Source organism: Mesorhizobium tamadayense (assembly GCF_003863365.1).
Taxonomy (GTDB): domain Bacteria; phylum Pseudomonadota; class Alphaproteobacteria; order Rhizobiales; family Rhizobiaceae; genus Mesorhizobium; species Mesorhizobium tamadayense.
On the sequence record NZ_RQXT01000003.1, the window covers coordinates 93864 to 112217 of the forward strand.

The window sequence follows — 18354 nt, forward strand, 5'->3', positions numbered from 1 at the left end:
AGGCGGCGCGAATTCAGTTCGAAAGCATGCGATCGATCCAGCCGAGGAAGCCGCCCTCGGCCCGGATCGGCTCCAGCGCCGGCGCGTCAACCTTCGCCGCGCGTTCGGTATGGGCACGCGGCGGCAGATATTTGTTGGTCGGCTTGTAGCCGAGTTCCGGCATCAGGTCGACGCCGCCGCGCGCCGTCACCAACTGCGATACCGCTGACGCTGGATCGCCGAGATCGCCGAAATGCCGGGCGCTCGTCGGGCAGGCCGCCACGCAGGCCGGCACGCGGTCTTCTTCGGCCAGATTGTCGTTGTAGATGCGGTCGACGCAGAGCGTGCACTTCTTCATCACGCCGACATCCGTGTCGAGCTCGCGCGCGCCATAGGGGCAGGCCCAACTGCACAGCTTGCAGCCGATGCATTTGTCTTCGTCGACCAGCACGATGCCGTCCGAGGCGCGCTTGTAGGAGGCGCCCGTCGGGCAAACTGTGACGCAGGCGGGCGTCTCGCAATGCAGGCAGGAGCGCGGGAAGTTCACCGTACGGCCGCCTCGTTCGGTCGTGTGCTCATAAGCGTGCACGCGGTTGAACCAGACGCCGTCGGCATTGCCGCCATAGGGGTCGATGTCGGTCAGCGGCGCCATATGGCCGCCGGTGTTCCATTCCTTGCAGGCGGTGACGCAGGCCTGGCAGCCGACGCAGGTGTCGAGGTCGATGACGAGGCCGAGCTTCTTCTCGGTCTGGGCGGGAAGGCAGGTCATTCGGCGGCTTCCCTCTTCGTGCGGAACGCGGCGCCGAAGCGAAGCACATCCGGCGACGGCTGGACATTTGGCGGCTGCCGGAAGCGTTCGAACTGCGGCTCGGTGAAGCCGGCTTCTTGCCGAGCGCATTTGACGATGCGAACGCGCACGTCGAACCACGCCGCCTGTCCGGTGACCGGATCGGAATTCGAATAGCGCTTGCCGTTGGCGTCGGCCGCGGTCTGGTCGCCGATGATGTGGTTGAGCAGGAAGCCGCGATTGCTTTCGGCCGCATCGTCCTTCAGGCCCCAGCTGCCCCGCCGCTTGCCGATCGCGTTCCAGGTCCAGACCGTGTCCGGGTTGACGCCGTCGACCAGCTTGATCTGACCCTTCACACGGCCGTTGATGCTCTCGATCCACACCCAGTCGTCATCGGCAAGGTCGAGCCCGGCAGCGGTCTTCTGGTGCACGAACAGCCGGTTCTGGCTGGTGATCTGCCTCAGCCACGCATTCTGCGAGCCCCAGGAATGGTACATGTGCATCGGCCGCTGCGTCAGCGCATGCAGCGGATATTTTTGGAGATCGACGGTGTCGTCCTCGAAGGGCGCGTACCAGAAGGGCAGCGGATCCATATAGGTCTCGATGCGGGCGCGCTCGGCCTTCGGCGGCTGCAGCTTGCCGTGGCCGCGTGCGGCGAGCCGGAAGCGCTGCATCGGCTCCGAATAAAGCTGGAAGACGATCGGCTCAGCTTTCGCGATGAAGCCCATCTCGACCGCGAAGTCGAGATAGGCGCGGTTGCCCATCTTGTAGTAGCGCTGGTCGGCGGAAAAATCGCGGTGCCAGAAGCCGCCATTGTCGATGTAGCGCTGCAGCTGGTCGGGGTTGGCCTCGCCTTTGCCAAATGAGCCACCATCCCTGCCGCGCCAGCCAGCGAGCGGGCCGATCCCCGGCGTGCGCTCGTGGTTGACGATGTAGTCGGCATAGTCGCGGTATTTCGCCGAGCCGTCCTCGTTGGCGAAGCCGGGCAAGCCGAGCCTCGCGCCGAGCTCGATCAGCACCGACTGGAACGGCCGCACATCGCGGTCGAGCTCGACGACGGGATGGCGGATGGCGTCGCCCGGCCCGTCCGCATGGCTGATCGGCCGGTCGAGCAGGCTGATGCAGTCATGCCGCTCGAGATAGGTGGTGTCGGGCAGCACCAGATCGGCGTACGGCACGGTCTCGGAATAGTAGGCGTCGGAATAGATGATGAAGGGTATTTTGTAAGCGCCCGACGCGTCCTTGTCGGTCAGCATGGCGATGGTCTCGGCCGTGTTCATGGACGAGTTCCACGCCATGTTCGACATGTACATCATCAGCGTGTCGATCGGATAAGGATCGCCGGCCCAGGCGTTGCGGATGACGCTGTGCATCAGGCCATGCGCAGCCAAAGGCGCCTCCCAGGAATAGGCCTTGTCGATGCGGGTGGGGGTGCCGGCCTCGTCGACCAAGAGATCGTCGGGCCCTGAGACGAAGCCGAGCGGCATGCCTTCCAGCGGCGCCATAGGCTTCACGTCCTTGCCCGCCGGCCTCGGCCCCGGCGGCGCGCAGCGGGGATAGGGCGGCTTGAAGCGGAAGCCGCCGGGCACGTCCACTGTGCCCAGCAGCACCTGCAGCAGATGGATGGCGCGGCAGGTATGGAACCCGTTGGAATGGGCCGAGATGCCGCGCATGGCATGCATCGAGACAGGCCGGCCCTTGATCGTCTCGTGGCGGCGTCCGGCCCAGTCGGTCCAGGCGACCGGCAGCTCGATCGTCTGCTCGAAGGCGACATGCGCCAGCTCCGCCGCGATGCGTCGGATCGTGTCGGCATCGACCCCGCAGCGCCCTGCCGCCGCATCCGGCGAATAGCTCTCGTCCAGATAGCGGTCTGCGATCAACTGGAACACCGGCACGCAGCAGCGGCCATTGACCGTACAGCTGCCGGTCAGCGCTGGCTTGGCTTCGGGATCGGCCGCCTTGACCGGAGCCTTCGCCACCCTGTGCCAAGCCATCGGATCGCCGTCAGCGTCGCGGGCGAACAGTCCGTCATCGGCCGTACCCGGCTCCTGGATCACGAGCACAGCGGCGTTGGTGTAGCGCAGCAGATAATCGAGATCGACGCGGCCGGCCTTCAGCAATTCGTGCACGAGGGCGAGCACGAACAGTCCGTCCGTCCCTGGCCGGATGCCGATCCAGTCGTCGGCGATCGCGTTGTAGCCGGTGCGGCACGGGTTGACCGACACCACCTTGGCGCCGCGCGCCTTGAGCTTGCCGAGGCCGATCTTGATCGGATTGGAATCATGGTCCTCGGCGACGCCGAACAACATGAAGTATTTCGTGTTGTCCCAGTCGGGCTCGCCGAACTCCCAGAACGAGCCGCCGATCGTGTAGAGGCCGCCTGCCGCCATGTTGACCGAGCAGAAGCCGCCATGGGCGGCGAAGTTCGGTGTGCCGAACCGGCTCGCCCACCAGCCGGTCAGCGATTGCGACTGGTCGCGTCCGGTGAAGAAGGCGAGTTTCTTCGGGTCGGTGCGGCGGATCGCCGACAGCCGCTCGGTGGCGATGGTGAGCGCTTCGCCCCATTCGATCTCGCTGAATTCGCCGGTGCCGCGCGGACCGGTGCGCAGGAGCGGCTTGCTCAGCCGCGCCGGGCTGTAATGCTGCATGATGCCGGCGCTGCCCTTGCCGCAGATCACGCCGCGGTTCACCGGGTGGTCCTTGTTGCCGTTGATGTAGCGCACCTTGCCGTCCTTGATGTGGACGTCGATGCCGCAGCGGCAGGCGCACATGTAGCAGGTGGTCTTGGCGATGCTGTCGAAGACGCTTGGCGAGGTGTCGACGCCGTCGCCTTCGTCCGGCGCTTGGCTGTCGGCCAGTGGCCGCTGGGAGGGTGCGGAGTTGGCGCCGCGCGGCTCAGTTGAGCTCATGATCCGCGAACGCTCTTGCTGACCGCCATCCTGGCTTTCGTCTTCGGTCCCGGGCCGCGCATATAGTGGAGCTCGGGATGGTAGCGCTCGCCGGCCAACTGGCGCCTCAGCCGGCGGCTCCAATGCGCGAAAAGGGATTTAAAGCGCCCGATCATTTCCAACCTTGGCGGTGAAGAAGCCAAATTTTTCCAACTTCCGGTAAAAACTTAGAACAAAGCAATTGATCCGTCTAACAAGCGGCTCTTGTAATTCCGATCGATTTTGCTTCTTAGTTGGCCATGACCCTCGACCAGTTGCGCATCTTCGTCGCCGTCGCCGAGCACGGCCACATGACCAAGGCGGCCGAGCTGCTCGGCATCTCGCAATCCGCCGCCTCGGCCGCCATCCGCGCGCTCGAAAGCCAGCATGGCGTGCGCCTGTTCAACCGGGTCGGGCGCAACATCGAGCTTGCGCAGACCGGCCATCGGTTCCTGCCCGAGGCCAAGGCGGTGCTGGAGCGGGCGGCTGCCGCCCACAATGTGCTGGAGCATGTCTCGCAGACCGTCACCGGCAGTCTGTCGATCGCGGCGAGCCAGACCATCGCCAGCTATTGGCTGCCGCGGCGCCTGGCATCCTTCCACGAGGCCTATCCGGCGGTGCGGCTCAGCGTGACGATCGGCAACACAAGGCAGGTGGAGACCAATGTGCTGGACGGCCGGGCCGATTTCGGGCTGGTCGAGGGGCGCACCGAGTCCGACATCTTGCGGCGCGCCACGGTCGACGAGGATCGCATGATGCTGGTCGTGGCGCGCTCGCACCCCGAGCTTCCGATGACCCCGGCGGCAAATCTCGACATCAGGGCATTGCGCTGGATCATCAGGGAAGGCGGGTCGGGCACACGCGAGGCGCTGGAGGATTTCGCGCGCGGTGAAGGCGTTTCGCCGGGGGAGCTGCAGATATTCCTGGTCCTGCCAAGCAACGAGGCCGTGCGTCAGGCGGTGGAGGCCGGCGCCGGCGCCACCATCATCTCGGAGCTCGTCGTCGCGCGCTCCCTGGCGGAGGGCAGCCTGAGGTCCGTGCCGGTCGATCTGCCGAAGCGCGATTTCGCCATGATCACCCATCGCGACCGGCAGGCGAGCCTCGCCCAGATGGCGCTCAAGGCGCATCTCACAGGCAAGGCGGATGCTGGAAAGGGCTAGGGAAACGGCCTCAGGCGAATTTGCGCCGCGCATCCAGCGCCAGGCCGAGCCCGACCGAGCCGAACATGTCGCCTTCGATGACGGAGGCCTGCGGCACCAGTGAGAGGATCCGCCGCTTTGCCAGCGGGATCGCCGTCGAACCGCCGGTGAGGAACACGGCGGTGATGGCGGAAGCGGAAACGCCGGCGTCGGCGATCGTCTGCTTGACCGTCGCGGTCACCCGTTCGATGTCTGCACTAATCGTGTCCTCGAGGCCCGCGCGCGTGATCGCGGCCGCGAAGCGCGCGCCCGGCAGCGACACTTTCACCTCGGCCGAAGACTGGTCGGTCAGCGCGATCTTGGCCCGTTCGACCAGGCCGGCCATCGCATGCCCGTAACGATGCTCGACGATGTGGATGAAGCGGTCGACGAGGTCGGCGCGCTCGGCCTCGAAGCGGATCTGCTTCAGATCCGACATCGCCTTGGCGGTGTAGACGAGGTTGATGCGCTGCCAGGTCGCCAGATCGATGAAATAGCTTGCCGGCAGATTGCGCTTGCCGTCCTTGGTCGGCGTCAGGTAGCCGAGCTCGGGCATGACATGGGCGATGCTGAGCAGCCGGTCGAAGTCCGTGCCGCCGATATGGATGCCGCGATTGGCGAGGATATCGCCCTTGCGGTCGTCCGAGCGGGCGCGCTCCGGCGAGACGCGCACGACCGAGAAGTCGGAGGTGCCGCCCCGCCCATGTCGACGATCAGCGCCAGCTCTTCGCGGGCGACGTTCTGTTCGTAGTCGAGCGCCGCCGCGATCGGCTCGAACTGGAAGGCGATATGCTTGAAGCCTTGCGCGCGGGCGGCCTTTTCGAGCTCGCCCTCGGCTTTCGCGTCGGCTTCGGCATCATCATCGACAAATTGCACGGGACGGCCAAGGACGACACGTTCGACCGAGCCGCCGGCATCCTCTTCCAGCCGCTTCTTCAAATGGCTGATGAAGAACCCGATGATGTCGACGAAGCCGATCAGGCGCGCTTTGATGCGCGTCTTCTCGTTCGCGAGCGAACTGCCGAGCACGCTTTTCAGCGAACGCATCAGCCGGCCTTCGACGCTGTCTGTGTAGTCGGCGATCGCGCGCCTGCCGAAATAGGTATGGCCGTCCTCGAAGTTGAAGAAAACGGCGCTTGGCAAGGTGGGCTGCTCGCCCTCCAGCGCCACCAGTCGGGCGCGGCCGTTGCGGATCACGCCCACCGTGGAATTGGACGTGCCGAAATCGATGCCGCCGAATGCTGATTGCATCGCAGCCTCCTGTCATTGCTTCGCGGCAGCGGATCGCCGGCGTCGGAAAAACGCGCCGTCATCCGGATGGCCGGACCGCTCTGCCGAAATGATTGTGCGTTGGTTGCCCGTGAGGCGGGAAGCGGCGGTCTACCGCAAGATTGCGGAGAGGGGAACCCCTCTTGTCCTCAATCCCTGCGGAAGACGAGCCGCCCGAGCCAGCCGGTGAGCATGGCGAGCGACACGGCGAACACGCCGTAGAGGAAGGAATAGTCGTGCGCGACACGGAAGATCGACTGCTCGAAGCCGGACTTGCGGATTTCGAGCTGGGCCGAGCTTTCCTTCACGAACATGCCGCTCTTGAACAGGAAGGCGCGCGCCTTGTGCGTGCCGACCGGGATGTTGGGCGCGAGGCGGACGGTAGCGCGGAACAGGTTCTGCGACAGGAACTGCACGCCGCCGACATTCTCGCTGTAGAGGCCGGTCGCGGCCTTGCGCTCGCGAAGCGCCGCGGTGAATTCCTCGATCGTCGCCGGGCTGTCGCCGGGCTCGGCCGGTTGCATGTAAAGGTTGGAAGCGCCGAGCGACAGCTGCTTGTAGCTGTTCGGCTCGGTGATGTCCTGCAGCGGGCGGGTCGTCGCCACCGAATAGGACACCGGCACGTTCTCGAATGTCTCCGATTCCAGATTGACCCAGACGCCGAGCACCCTGTCCTTGCGGCGCACGACGACGGGGCGGTCGGGACCCTCCAGCACGACGATGACATCGTAGCGTCCCTGGCGCGCAACCAGCGGATCGGGATTTTCCAGCGAGCCGAAGATGGTGAGGTCGGCGCCGGAAAAACCGGCGGTAATCGAAATGGCGTCGGTCGACAGGCCGATCTGGATGCTTTCGGCCGCCGGCGGCGTCTGTGCCGCCGCCGGCAGTGCTGCGGCAGCGAGCGACAGGAAGGAGATGGCTGCGAACGCTCTCAATCCCGCCATCAGTTCAGGCCCGCAGCGGAGAGCGAGTAGAGATTGGGCGGGGTGACGAAAAGGTCGATGGCCAGGCGGATGGCGACCGATAGCACCAGCAGCGCCAGCAGCGCCCGCAACTGCTCGCCGCGCAGCCTCTGGCCGGCCTTGGCGCCGTATTGCGCGCCGGCGACGCCGCCGGCCATCAAGAGGAAGGCGAGGATAACATCGACGGTCTGGTTGGTCGTGGCATGCACCAGCGTGGTGTAGGCCGAGGTGAAGATGATCTGGAACAGCGAGGTACCGATAACGACATTGGTCGGCACCTTGAGCAGGTAGATCAGGGCCGGCACCATGATGAAGCCGCCGCCGACGCCCATGATCGAGGACAGGAAGCCGATGGCGGCGCCGAGGCCGAGCACCGGGATGACGCTGACGAACAGCTTCGAGGCGCGGAAGCGCATCTTGAACGGCAGCCGGTGGATCCAGTTGTGCTGGCCGGATTTCTTCAGCACAGGCGCGGCGCCGCTGCGCGTGGCGCGCAGCGCGTTGACGCTTTCGACCAGCATCAGCCCGCCGACGGTGCCGAGCAGCGCAACATAGAGCAGCGAGATGAAGAGATCCAACTGCCCGAGCCGGCGCAACAGCGCAAACACAAAGATGCCGGCGGTCGAGCCGACGATGCCGCCGGCCAGAAGCACGCCGCCAAGCTTGAAGTCGAGCGTGCCGCGCTTGAAGTGCGACAGCGCGCCGGAGAAGGAGGAGGCTATCACCTGGTTGGCCCCGGTGGCCACCGCGATCGCCGGCGGGATGTTGTAGAAGATCAAGAGCGGCGTGATCAGGAAGCCGCCGCCGACGCCGAACATGCCCGACAGGAAACCCACCGCCGCGCCCATCGCCAGCAGCACGAAGACGTTGACGGAAATTTCCGCGATCGGGAGATAGATGCCCACCCGTCTGTCTCGATTGGTTTGCCTGTCGGCGAATGCCGCCGTCCCCGGCAGTTTCGCACCGAAAAGCCAATTTTTTCTTGCGCCGACGCGGCGGCGGGGTCAACCCCGCCACCGCGCCGAAACAAAAACCATCTCAATCAGTTAACAGGCAAATCTGTGGCAAGGCGTCGCGGAAGCGACGCGCCTGCCGTTATTTGCGCGCGAGCAGTGCCTTGACGAGCGGTGCGTCGATCTCGCCGGTCGGCTTCATCTTGTTGTCGGTCTGGAAGGCCATGATGGCGTTCTTGGTCTTGTCGCCCATCACGCCGTCGGCGCCGCCGGCATCATAGCCGTTCTTGTTGAGGATCAGCTGGATGTTCTTCACCGCCTTCTTCATGTCGATGCTGGCGGTGGTCTGCGGCGTGCTATCCTGCCAGGATTCCGGGATGTCGGCCGAGTTGATGGCGGCATTTAGCGGCTTTGCTTTCCACAGTTCCGTGGCGGCGCGGGCCTGCTCGAGCTGCTCGGGCCTGAGCGCATTGGCGATCTCGTCGCGCTTGGCCGCGGCATCCTTGTCGCCGGTCTTGGCGACGAGGGCGAACCATTTGTAGGATTCCTCCAGGTTCTGCTTCATGCCGACGCCCTTGGCCGAAAGGATGCCGAGATTGAACTGGCTGTCCTTGACGCCGAGGTCGGCGGCCTCCTGGAACCAGTGCGCCGCCGATTCATTGTCGGTCACGCCGTCCGCCGCCATGGCGAACAGCACAGCCAGATTGTGCATGGCGCTGGCGTTGCCCTGTTCCGCCGCGAGCTGGTAGTAGGTCTTGGCCTTCTTGATGTCGCGCGCGACGCCGATGCCCTTCTCATAAAAATTGCCGATGCGGTATTCGGCCGGCGCGAAGCCCAGCTCGGCGGCCTTCTCGTACCATTTGGCGGCCGCCGTCATGTCTTCCTTGACGCCGCGCGATTCCGCATAGCGCGAACCGATCTCGAACAGCGCTTTTGCCTCGCCATTGGCGGCCGCGTCGCGCAGCGCCACCGGGCCGATATCGGTCGGGATATCGATCTTGACGGCCGACATCGCGGTCTGGCTGCCGGCCGGCGGGACGGTGCCCGTCGTGTCGGCAGACGTGGTTGCCGCCGTGCTGGCCGCCGGCATTCCGGCAGCCGGCACGCTGGGCACAGGCTGCGCATCCGCGTCCGTGTGCATGGCCGGCGCGTTCACGGCCGGACCTGCCGGCTCGGACGGCATGGTCGAAGCCATCGGCGCAGGCTGGGCTGGCGCGGAAAGAGCCGCCAGAGCAGGCGCCGGTTCGGCTGGCGCGGCGGCGGGAATCTCGGGACCGGACGGTCGAGCGGCGGCTTGTGGCGCCGGATCGTCCTTCGATGGCGCGGCCGGCCTGACGACACGCTCCGGCCCGCTCTCGGACTTCGCCGCGTTCGCGCCGGCCTTGGGCGCGCCGGCATTGAGCGACGCGGTATCGACCGACTGCGTGGAGGTGATCGGCGCGACGTCGTTGCTGGCGACCGGCGCTGGATCGGAGAAGAAGGCCTTGCCGAGTTGCAGGCCGGCCAGCGCCATCATGATCGCGGCGGCCGCCATCAGGATCGGCTTGCGCCGCGCCTTGAGCAGATCGCCGATTCTGAGTGCCTTCACCGGACCGGTCATCGTCGACTGCCGCTTCAGCGCGTCGGCTTCCGCCGCAGCCGCCTGCGCCGCGCGGCGGGCGGCCGCGATGAAATCGGACTTGGCGGCGTCGGTCTCGCCGCGCTTGGCCGGCTGGCCGCCGCGCTCGTCGCGCACACGCTTCATGATGGCGTTGAGGTCCGGCGCACCGGAGCCCGGCTCCAGCGGCCGGTTGGCCGCTCTGGGATCGAGCGGTTCGTCGATGTCGACCGTCGGAACGTCGCCGGCCGGCGCCGAGCCGGCAAGCGGTGGCGTGTCCTCGTCCTTCTTACCCCTGATGGCGCGCGCCAGTCCGCTGAACACCGACTTCTTGCGGCCGGTCTGCTCCGTCTTCTCGCCAACCGCGTCCGACCCGAGCGCGGCCATGGCGGCGGCAGCCGCGGCCTCGGCGGGCGTGCGAGAGGCAGGTTCGCCACGCGTAACAGGTTCGCTTCTCGTAACAGGTTCTCCCCGTGCAAACAGCTCGCTTCTCGCAACCGGCTCGTTGCGCAGGATGGAAGCGGCGCGCACGTCGAGATCGGCGATGTCTCCGGCCAAGGGCAGCGGCTGGTCGATATCCATCGACGGCGCGTCCTGCACAGCGATCTTGCCGGCACGGGCGGCCCGCTTGCCGCCAGGCTGCGGATCGATAAGTTCGCTGACCGCTTCGCTGGGCTCGTCGGCCTCCAGGGAGCCGAGCCGGTCGACGATCTTGAGCAGCGTGTCGTGTATCGCCTCGAAGGTCCGCGAATTGCGCTCGTCGGAACGGCGGGTGAGCGCTTCGAGCGTCTTCAGGTCCTGGGCGAGGCCGCTCACGGCGACGGCGTTGGCGGCAGCCGTGCTGGAACTCGACTCGGCCAGCGACCTGACGGCATTTTCCGCCGCTTCTCGCGCAACGCTGAGGATGGAATCGCGCGTGCCGGCAAGCGACTTCTCGATCTCGTTGAGGCGCGGGCTGATGTCCTCGAAGTCGGGCAGCCGCGCGCTCGGCTTCGACAGATGCGCCGAAAGGGCCGTCACTTGCGACTCCAGGCTGCGGATCAGTGCCGGATCGATGCCGGCGACCTGCGCCGCGGACGATTCCAGCCGGCTGGAGATGTCCTCGAGCCGGCTTTCCAGGCCGCGGATCGCCAATTCGTTGGCGGGATCGGGCGCGCGTGTCTCGATGCGCTTGGCAAGCGCGGTGAAGCGGGCGTCGATCGCCTCCATAATGCCGGCGCCGTCGTCCTGCCGCATGCGCTGGTCGAGCCTGTCGGCGACTTCGTCCAGCCGCCGCTCGAGGTCGCGGAACAGTATGTTGCCCTGCTCGATCGCATCGCCCTGGCGGCGCTCGAGCAGCGTGGACAGCGCGTCGAAGCGCTGTTCCAGGCCCTGGAAGATATGGTCGGCGTCGGGCATCACCGGCGCGCGGTCTATTTTGTCGGTGATTAAAGCGATCTGCCTGCCCAGACGCTCCATCGCCTGCTCCGGCAGGTTGGTGCGTCCGGCGAGCTCGTCCACCCGGCTGGACAGAAGGTTGAGGCGGTCGATGACCTCGGCGCCGGGACGCGACTGCGCGACCTCCTCGATCTGCTGCGCCAGCGAGGCGATCCGCTTCTCGATGCGGCCGAAGGTTTCCGGATCGAAGGCATTGGCCTGCACGGCCACCGTCGAGGCGACGATGGCGCGCGATATCTCGTCCAGCCGCTCGTCGATCATGGCAAGCGTCTCGCCGCCGCGCATCGTCTGCTGGCTGGCAAAACGTTCGACCGCGCCGGCAAGGGTGCGCAACTTTTCCTCCAGCGAGGCGAGCGAAAGCGACTGCGGCAGGTTGTTGACCGCGCTGCTGATCTGTTCGAGCCGGTCGGTGAGTGCCGAAAGGTTGGGCCCTTCGGCGCGCTGGCGCTGGTCGGCGTCGACGCGATCCTCGAAGGCGCTCCAGCGGCGGTCGAAATCGTCCCAGCGGCGGTCGACGGCCCGCACGCTTTTATCGACGGCCTGCACGCTTTCCTCGCGCGCCAGCGTGTCGAGCGCTGCCTTGACCTGTTCCAGCTCGAGCCGCAGCAGGTTGACGCTGCGGTCGTCGCTCTTTTCGGCAAGCGTGTGGATGGCGCCGGAAAGCCGCTCGACCTCAAGGCCGAGCTCGGCGCTGCTCTTGTCGGCGGGGGCGCCATGCTGGCTGCCCGCCTGCATGGCGCGATCGATATCCTGGCGCAGCGCGTCGAATTCGCGCTGCAGGCCGGCGGTCATCTGATGGCGCAACTCCTCGCGCAGCCCGCGCAATTCGACCGCGATCTTGCCCACCATCGCGACGCCATCCTCCTGTCCGCGCACCCGATCGATGTCGCGGGCAATGGCCTGATAGTTGGGGCCGAAGTCGGAAGCGGCCGGCGGGTTTTGCGGCCCCCGGCTTTGCGATCCCCGATTTTGTTCCCTCTGCGTGGCGTAGGGGTCCTCGTACCAGCGGGGCGAACCATAAGGTTGCGCGGCGGCATAGCGCGGCTCGGCGGCGGGCCGACGCGGATCGGGGCGCTCGGGCATGTCGGTGTGGGTCCGTTCCAGCCGCTGCTCCAGCGTTTCGAGCGAGCGGTTCAGATCCTCCAGCGAGGTGTGCGGCCGGCGTTGCCTGCCGGCGTTGAGTGTATCGAGATAGGACCGCTTGCTGTTCATCGATGCGCCCGTGTTCAGAATGACCGGCCGAGGCCGGTTTCCCAAAGTCCTGCCGGGAACGAAGGCGTCCGCGCGGTTTAGCTGCGGAGGAAGACGGGCTTCCCGGGTTCTTACCCGCGCTTCGAAAAACCGTGAAAAATTCGCTACAGGATAAACACGGGTGACCGACATGCGCACATTTCGCCCAACGTGGTAAACAACGCGTTAACCTTTCTACCTTTTTTAAGTTTTTAGTGCGCAAGCAGCTCAAATGCCAAGTGCTTGAAATGACTACATTTTTTGCTTGCAGGCCCCGCTGAGCGGCGTTAACTTTTTTGCGATCCGGTAGCTGGAATACCCGTTTCTGGATCCATGAAGTTTATTCGTTCGTGAAAGGTTCACATCACCATGGGGTCCTCACAACCGCGTACCCGCAGCCAATTCGGTCCGAAGGCTGACAAGAACAAAATCAAACTCAGCCAGAAGGTGGTCGATGCTCTTGCCGCGCCCGATCCATCGGGCAAGCAGAGGCTCTATTAGGACAGCGAAACGCACGGGCTAGCGGTCCAGGTATCGGGGACGACAACCGACAAACGCTACGTCGTCAGGATGAAAATGCCGTGGCTTGAACAGGTCAATATCGTGCTCGGCAAATGCGCGCTGCTGTCATACGAGAAAGCCCGCATCGATGCCCTGGAGCGGATGGCCGAACTCGCCAGGGGGCAGGTCCCGGCCAAGAGCAAGCGAATTGGCAACGTCGTCATGGCTGTTCGGGGCGTGATCGATGGAATCTTTGCCGCTTCTCGTTGTCCGGCGCTCTAGGTTCTGCAGTTGGAGCAGGAGGCGCGTGTGCTTCAGCAGTTCCACCTGACGGCTGTTCACAAGCGGCAGAAGGCGCTGGTAGAGCTCGGACTTGGGTCGCGCAGCTTGCAGGTAGGTGATGCCGAACTTTTTGAACATTTCAACCGGCCAGATGCCGGCGTAATGGTCGCCTTGCTTGGCGGTGTCTGCCTGCCTGTGTGATGGCGGAAGACCGCAAGCTGCTCATCATTCAAGGGGAGCGCGAAGAAAGCGGCGAGGAAGATCAGCCAGCGTTGCCAAGTCGCCATATCCCGAAACCATTGGGCGAAAAGCTTGGTGTCGTGGACCGCTTCAAGAATATTCACAATGTAGGCTCCGCGAACAGCAAGTATAACGCGCTAAGCGGATGACGTAAAACGCCACGAATATTGGTTTAAGGTGTGTCGTGAATATCAGGGGTGCTTCTGCAATGCCGCCCCGGTGGGAACTTCATCCGCCGTCCAAGGTGGTCGGAGGCGGCGGAACCATTCCACCACCTGCGGGTTTCGGTCTTGAGGGCCAATGCGAGCTTGAAAGGGGAAACCCTAATTGTGCCCGAGTTTCACAAAAAAGAGCAGGTACCAGCCAGAGCCTTCCGCTGGCTGATCCGCAGGGACGAAAATCGCACGCAATTGCGCCAGCTCTTGCACCTGAAAGTCGATTCAGAGCTGCCGGCTTCGCATGCTGCATTGCTGGACGAACTCGACCGGCGAGAGCGCGAGGACGCCGGCAGTCGTCGCTAGGCGGTGGTGGTCAGTTGTTGGGCAGCAGCATGCCCGCTTCCTCAGCGGCGGCTTCAAAGGCTGCTCGGACTTCTTTCGGCGGGGTTTTGCCCTCCATCGCCGCGATGCAGAGTTCGACCGCGGCTTGCCACTTTTCTCCGCCACGCCTGGGCCATTTCAGCAGTTGCTCGGCTGCTCCCTCGACGTGGTTGACGCCATACCGCATGCCGACCTGATCTGTCTTGACGTAGACCGGCGGATCGAACCAGTGGAGCGCCATCTATTCGTGGCTGTCGAAGCAGACGAATAACCCACGGCCCGTCGCGACTTCCACGATGTCGGCAGTCAGTTCCTCGTCGGTAACGCTTGGATAGGGGTCAAGATCGCGTATCGACTGGATCGCCGACTTGACCGATATGATGTCACCGGATCGCGCATTCTGGAGAATAGATTCCAGAAGCTGCTCAGCCGAGGCGGGTCTTGCCGCCCACTTGGCCACACTCATTGAAGTGCCTCCCAACGCTGGCACTTGTGAGCTTACGCTTGTCGCGACACAAGGGGAAAGAATCGGCGGCCGATGGGGATCAGCGGTGGGGATTCACCGTCCACGTATTAAGCCCGACGCGATGAGGGTCCGCGCCGGGCTCGTTGCGAAAGACGGTCCTTGGACCGGTCCAACTAGAGACAATACTCCAGGTAGAGATTGGTTCCCTGCCGGTTGCAGAGAGCGGTGTCCGTGAAATCTCTGGGTCGTGTCCCATCAGGTGGTGTAGCTCGGCGGTTACGAAGCCGCTCGCGAGCGCGCCGTTAGTAGCGCTGTAGCGAGTGAGCGGTGTGTCGGTGGTCATCGGCGCTTTCCGGTAGGGTTTGTGTCCCAGTAGGTCACAGTGCCCATTTCTGATGCTGCCGCGCCGCCTTCACCAGCGTGTTCCATCGCGACCCGTTCTTGATCCAGATGTCGCCTCCGATGACGCCGCCGTGCCACTTGATGCCGCTGCTAAAGGGCTCACCGTGGTATTGGATCAAGCCGATGTCGCGGATGAGGACTTCCTCTGTATCTTGCCTCATGACCGCTACTCCGCAGCTTCAACCTTGTCGGCCCAAGCAGCTTCTGCCACCTTCGCATTCTGTTCAGCGGTCTCGATGGCTTCACGCTCTGCAGCAATGTCGTCGGGATCAACGGTATGTTCGGCAATCCATTCGCGCAGGAGCGCAACCGGATACCGGATCAGTCCGTTGTCCTTCACAAATTTCGCGCCGTATCCATAGAGCCGGCCGCAATCGAGCCAATTGTCGGAACAGCCAAATCACGCGCCCTGCTTCCGAGATGCGTAAGCTCATCTCATCAGGCATCGGCGCGAGGAGCGCCTTGATTGTTTCTGCTCGGAGTAGGATGTGATGATAGGTGCGAGGTTTCCGCATTCGCTGCTCCTGGATTGGGTGGGAAGCAGCGCGCACAGGAAGAAAGGGGCATCGCTGCTTTTTCCTTTCGGCCGATTGCGAGTATTTTAAACGCAAAACTATCGCAGCCGCAAGCGTTAAAATTGCTGTTCGTATAACCCATTGAAGTGGCTAGGAGCCTGTAAAGCAGAAAAATGGGTCGCGTAGAATAATATTCTAATGGATTATGCGAAACACCATGAAGTTTATTGACGCGGGTTTATTCGCTGCAACCCTTGGAGTCCTGAGGTTTCTACTTGGAGCTTACTAAACAAGGCGTTAACCAAGCTTAAGAAGTCGCGCATAAATCCCGAGCCGCCTGACGGGTGTGACATCCGGGTGCGGCATTAAGTTCCGTTCCGACAACGCCCTTGCGTCAGGTGCCGGCTGTCGTTATAGAATTGACGTAAACGTAAAAGGTGCGAAGCCGTGCCTCTTGCGATTGATTTGTCGAAACCACGATTGGAAGCACGCCCCCGCTTCCACTCAGGCGACGCTCGGTCCGTGACCGCGACGCCATCAGGGGAAAGCCAGTGACCATGAAACTTGTTTCGCCCGGCGAAGCCGCAGCCAATAGCAACGACATACCGGCCGAGGCCGGTGAAGAACTCGTCCGCATCGGCGAGATGGCCAAGAAATATGGCGTGACCTTGCGCACGCTGCGTTTCTATGAGGACAAGGGCCTGCTCAATCCGAAGCGCGACGGCTCGACCCGTCTCTATACGCGCCGCGACAAGGCCCGGCTGAAGCTGATCCTGCTCGGCCGCAAGGTCGGGTTCTCGCTGCGCGACGTCAAGCAGATGATGGACCTTTATGATCCGAGCGGCTCCAATACCAAGCAGTTGCGGCTGGCGCTCGACAAGTCGGAGAAGCAGCTCGCCCGCCTGCAGAAGCAGCGGGCGCTGATCGAGGACGCTATCAACGAGCTGAGCAATTCGATGACGGTCGTTCGCCAGATGCTGACCGAGCGGGCCGCGCCGCAGGCAAGCGCCGCCGGCTGATCGCTGAATCGCTCTAGCGGGGACGATCCCAGACACAGAGCCGCGTGGCCATGGCCGCGCGGCTTTTTTGTTGCCCCTGGTACCCTGCGCTCACCAAAATTTCCCGGCTGCGACAAGATTTGACGTTTACGCAAACGTCAACTTTTGCTATCGGGGCATCGACATTGGCTCGGCCTCCCGTCCGGACCTGGATCGGGAACTTGCCGGCTGGCCAGGACCGCAAGGGTGGAGGAAGGCATGACGATCTACAGGGCGCCCGTCCAGGACACGCTGTTCGTGCTCAACGACGTGCTCGGCTATCAGCGCTATTCCAATCTTCCAGGCTTCTCGGACGCCACGCCCGACGTGGTCGAGGCGATCCTCGCCGAAGGCGCCAAGCTTGCCGAAAACGTCATGCATCCGCTGAACCGTATCGGCGACATGGAAGGCTGCATGCGCCATGACGACGGTTCGGTGACCACGCCCAAGGGCTTCAAGGAGGCTTTCGACCAGTATCGCGAAGGCGGCTGGATGGGGCTGGCGGCGCCCGCCGAGTTCGGCGGCCAAGGCCTGCCCTACACGGTCCACCAGGCCGTTTCCGAATACATGGTCTCAGCCAACATGGCGCTCATGATGTATCCCGGCCTGACGCAGGGCGCGATCGCCGCCATCATCACCCATGGCACCGACGGGCAGAAGGCGGCCTGGCTACCCAAAATGGTCGAGGGCGTCTGGACCGGCACCATGAACCTCACCGAGCCGCATTGCGGCACCGATCTCGGCCTGCTGCGCACCAAGGCGGTGCCCAACGGCGACGGCAGCTACAAGATTTCCGGCCAGAAGATCTTCATCTCCGCTGGCGAGCACGACATGGCCGACAACATCGTCCATCTGGTGCTGGCCCGCGTCGAGGGCGCGCCGGAAGGCGTGAAGGGCATCTCGCTGTTCATCGTGCCGAAGTTCAAGCTCGATGCGTCGGGCAATGTCGGCGAGCGCAACACCGTCTCCTGCGGCTCGATCGAGGAGAAGATGGGCATCCACGGCAACTCGACCTGCGTCATGAACTATGACGAGGCCGAGGGCGCCCTGCTCGGCGAGTTGAACGGCGGCCTGAAGGCTATGTTCACGATGATGAACGAAGCCCGCCTGGGCGTCGGCCTGCAGGGGCTTTCGCTCTCCGAGATTGCCTACCAGAACGCGGTCGCCTACGCCAAGGACCGCCTTCAGGGACGGTCGCTGTCGGGCGTCAAGGCGCCGGACAGGAAGGCCGACCCGATCATCGTCCATCCCGACATCCGCCGCTCGCTGATGACCATGAAGGCGTTCAACGAGGGCGGCCGCGCGCTGGCGCTGTGGACGGCGATCAAGTCGGACGTCGCGCATCGCGCGAGCGACGACAAGGACCGCCAGGCGGCCGACGACTACACCGGCCTGATGACGCCGGTGGTCAAGGGCGTGCTCACCGACAAGGGCTTCGACCACGCGGTGATGGCGCAGCAGGTGTTCGGCGGCCACGGCTACATTGAAGAGCACGGCATGAGCCAGTTCGTGCGCGATGCCCGCATCGCCATGATCTATGAGGGCGCCAACGGCATCCAGGCGCTCGACCTCGTCGGCCGCAAGCTGGCGCAGAATGGCGGCCGCGCCGTGCAGGCTTTCTTCAAGGAAGTCGGCGAGTTCTGCGAGGAGAACCGTGCCAACGAGAAGATGGCGCCCTTCACCAAGGCGCTGAAGAAGGGCCTCAACGATCTGCAGGCGGCGACGATGTGGCTCGTGCAGAACGGCATGGCCAAGCCCGACAATGCGGGCGCGGCCTCGACCGACTATATGCATCTCTTCGGCCTCGTGGCGCTAGGCTACATGTGGGGCGAGATGGCCAAGGCCGCGCAAACGAAGCTCGCGGAAGGCGCCGATGGGGCCGCGTCGTTCTACGACGGCAAGCTGGTGACGGCGCGCTTCTTCATGGAGCGGATCATGCCGGAAACGGCGACGCGGCTTGCCCGCATCTCCAGTGGCGCGGATACGCTAATGGCGCTGCCGGCGGAAGCGTTCTAGGTTTGGCGGGCCGGCAAAGCCGGCCCACAATTGTCGG

Annotated in this window: 16 protein-coding genes and 1 pseudogene; 7 read left to right on the forward strand and 10 right to left on the reverse strand. The window is 64.2% G+C overall.

Annotated elements, in window-relative coordinates; genetic code table 11:
• Nucleotides 1–13: 13 nt before the first annotated feature.
• The gene (locus EH240_RS03660) at nucleotides 14–748 is read right to left on the reverse strand and encodes a 4Fe-4S dicluster domain-containing protein (protein WP_124996061.1); all 735 of its coding nucleotides are present in this window, start codon (nucleotides 746–748) and stop codon (nucleotides 14–16) included.
• Entirely contained in the window at nucleotides 745–3675 is a 2931-nt protein-coding gene (locus EH240_RS03665) for a molybdopterin oxidoreductase family protein (protein ID WP_124996062.1), read from the reverse strand. Before EH240_RS03665 ends, EH240_RS03660 begins: the two co-directional genes overlap by 4 nt.
• 278 nt (nucleotides 3676–3953) lie before the next feature.
• Here EH240_RS03665 and EH240_RS03670 point away from each other — a divergent pair, with 278 nt between their 5' ends.
• The gene (locus tag EH240_RS03670) at nucleotides 3954–4853 is read left to right on the forward strand and encodes a LysR family transcriptional regulator (protein WP_124996205.1); all 900 of its coding nucleotides are present in this window, start codon (nucleotides 3954–3956) and stop codon (nucleotides 4851–4853) included.
• Nucleotides 4854–4863: 10 nt separating this feature from the next.
• Here EH240_RS03670 and EH240_RS03675 read toward each other — a convergent pair.
• The 4 genes and pseudogenes from EH240_RS03675 to EH240_RS03690 form a co-directional block, all read right to left on the reverse strand.
• Nucleotides 4864–6122 (reverse strand): annotated as a pseudogene (locus tag EH240_RS03675) (Hsp70 family protein).
• 167 nt (nucleotides 6123–6289) lie between these two features.
• On the reverse strand, nucleotides 6290–7084 hold the full coding sequence (locus EH240_RS03680; RefSeq protein WP_124996063.1) for a TIGR02186 family protein: 795 nt from the start codon (nucleotides 7082–7084) through the stop codon (nucleotides 6290–6292).
• The gene (locus EH240_RS03685; protein WP_124996064.1) at nucleotides 7084–8007 is read right to left on the reverse strand and encodes a sulfite exporter TauE/SafE family protein; all 924 of its coding nucleotides are present in this window, start codon (nucleotides 8005–8007) and stop codon (nucleotides 7084–7086) included. Before EH240_RS03685 ends, EH240_RS03680 begins: the two co-directional genes overlap by 1 nt.
• A gap of 190 nt (nucleotides 8008–8197) precedes the next feature.
• Nucleotides 8198–12301 carry a peptidoglycan-binding protein gene (locus EH240_RS03690; RefSeq protein WP_124996065.1) on the reverse strand — a complete coding sequence of 1368 codons (4104 nt, stop codon included), beginning with the start codon at nucleotides 12299–12301 and terminating at the stop codon, nucleotides 8198–8200.
• Between the two features lie 594 nt (nucleotides 12302–12895).
• On the opposite strand from EH240_RS03690, the gene EH240_RS03695 reads away from it, so the two are divergent.
• The 4 genes from EH240_RS03695 to EH240_RS03705 all read left to right on the forward strand — a co-directional run bounded on the left by EH240_RS03695 (nucleotide 12896) and on the right by EH240_RS03705 (nucleotide 13863).
• Nucleotides 12896–13102, forward strand: a complete 207-nt coding sequence (locus EH240_RS03695) for a hypothetical protein (RefSeq protein ID WP_124996066.1) — start codon at nucleotides 12896–12898, stop codon at nucleotides 13100–13102.
• A gap of 27 nt (nucleotides 13103–13129) precedes the next feature.
• Entirely contained in the window at nucleotides 13130–13303 is a 174-nt protein-coding gene (locus tag EH240_RS37805) for a hypothetical protein (RefSeq protein ID WP_167483906.1), read from the forward strand.
• Entirely contained in the window at nucleotides 13303–13491 is a 189-nt protein-coding gene (locus EH240_RS03700; RefSeq protein WP_124996067.1) for a hypothetical protein, read from the forward strand. Before EH240_RS37805 ends, EH240_RS03700 begins: the two co-directional genes overlap by 1 nt.
• Before the next feature lie 159 nt (nucleotides 13492–13650).
• Complete coding sequence (locus EH240_RS03705) at nucleotides 13651–13863, forward strand: hypothetical protein (RefSeq protein WP_124996068.1); 213 nt, start codon at nucleotides 13651–13653, stop codon at nucleotides 13861–13863.
• Between the two features lie 10 nt (nucleotides 13864–13873).
• Here the strand turns inward: EH240_RS03705 and EH240_RS03710 are convergent, their stop codons facing one another.
• The 4 genes from EH240_RS03710 to EH240_RS37810 all read right to left on the reverse strand — a co-directional run bounded on the left by EH240_RS03710 (nucleotide 13874) and on the right by EH240_RS37810 (nucleotide 15089).
• Nucleotides 13874–14122 carry a DUF982 domain-containing protein gene (locus EH240_RS03710; RefSeq protein WP_124996069.1) on the reverse strand — a complete coding sequence of 83 codons (249 nt, stop codon included), beginning with the start codon at nucleotides 14120–14122 and terminating at the stop codon, nucleotides 13874–13876.
• Complete coding sequence (locus tag EH240_RS03715; RefSeq protein WP_124996070.1) at nucleotides 14123–14347, reverse strand: hypothetical protein; 225 nt, start codon at nucleotides 14345–14347, stop codon at nucleotides 14123–14125.
• Nucleotides 14348–14724: 377 nt separating this feature from the next.
• A complete protein-coding gene (locus EH240_RS03725; protein ID WP_124996072.1) occupies nucleotides 14725–14910 on the reverse strand; it encodes a hypothetical protein in 186 nt (61 codons plus the stop codon).
• Between the two features lie 5 nt (nucleotides 14911–14915).
• Nucleotides 14916–15089 (reverse strand): hypothetical protein, encoded by a 174-nt coding sequence (locus EH240_RS37810; protein WP_167483907.1) that lies wholly within the window; start codon nucleotides 15087–15089, stop codon nucleotides 14916–14918.
• Between the two features lie 732 nt (nucleotides 15090–15821).
• Between EH240_RS37810 and EH240_RS03730 the strand changes: the two genes are divergently transcribed.
• Together EH240_RS03730 and EH240_RS03735 are read left to right on the forward strand one after the other, a co-directional pair.
• Nucleotides 15822–16283, forward strand: a complete 462-nt coding sequence (locus EH240_RS03730) for a MerR family transcriptional regulator (RefSeq protein ID WP_124996206.1) — start codon at nucleotides 15822–15824, stop codon at nucleotides 16281–16283.
• A gap of 237 nt (nucleotides 16284–16520) precedes the next feature.
• Complete coding sequence (locus EH240_RS03735) at nucleotides 16521–18317, forward strand: acyl-CoA dehydrogenase (RefSeq protein ID WP_124996073.1); 1797 nt, start codon at nucleotides 16521–16523, stop codon at nucleotides 18315–18317.
• Nucleotides 18318–18354 lie beyond the last annotated feature (37 nt).